The sequence below is a fragment of the Ensifer sp. ENS07 genome, assembly GCF_014852185.1.
Taxonomy (GTDB): Bacteria; Pseudomonadota; Alphaproteobacteria; order Rhizobiales; family Rhizobiaceae; genus Ensifer; species Ensifer adhaerens.
In genome coordinates, this window is the sequence record NZ_JACVBE010000059.1 from 1 (window position 1) to 883 (window position 883).

Annotated in this window: 1 protein-coding gene; it reads right to left on the reverse strand. The window is 55.3% G+C overall.

Annotated features, from left to right (window positions below; all coding sequences use genetic code 11):
- Window positions 1-65: 65 nt before the first annotated feature.
- Window positions 66-883 (reverse strand): calcium-binding protein (locus tag IB277_RS37610; protein WP_305853054.1); only part of this gene is annotated, 818 nt, incomplete at its 5' end.

Sequence of the window (883 nt, forward strand, 5' to 3'; positions counted from 1 at the left end):
CCGGGAAGTGTGTTCGCGACGAAAACCCCGCCGAAGCGGGGCTTTCGTTAGAACGAGTGCCAGCTTTAAACGATGAAATCGCTTGCCTGGAGGTTGACCGCAAGGTCGAGGTGGATTGCCATGTCAGCGGTCTTGTCTCCGTTCACGTCGGCATAGACATAGGTGTCACTCGCTGTTTTTGTGTAGCGCAGTTCACCATTGATGCCTGAGAAAGCCGCGGTACCGGTAAAGATAAAAGCCTGATTGCCTGCGGCGGCGGTATTGGCGTCTATGGTCGACAGGTCGATCTTGTCCCCTTCGGCATGGCGGAAGGCAAAAATGGTGTCTCGACCCGTCGAGGAGACTGTGCTTTCTGTCGTTAGGTTGAAGTCGAACCGGTCGGAGCCTGCCTCACCGTAGAGATCATCCGCACCAGCGCCACCGATCAGAACGTCGTTTCCTGTACCGCCTCTCATGATGTCGTTGCCGACCTCGCCATAGAGGACATCGTTCCCTTCATGGCTGAAAAGGCGATCGTTGCCATTACCACCATAAGACCGGTCGTTGCCGAGAAAACCACGAAGGAAGTTGATTCCAGCGTCGCCCGTGAGCGTATCGGCAAAATCACTGCCCCAAACATTCTCGAAAAGCGTGAACTGATCCCCCTGTGCATCGCCACCAGAAGCAGAACCAGTGGCCAAGTTGATCTGAACGCCGGCATCAGACCCACGGTAGCTGAGGGAATCGGCACCAGCGCCACCGTCCAGATAATCGCCACCAGCTCCGCCTTCGATTAGGTCGTCACCATCGTAGCCGAAAACTTCGTTATAGTTACCGTTTGCTGTCAGCTTGTCATTGTAAAGTGAGCCCTGAACGTCCTCGATCGATCGATAGGTATCCCCGG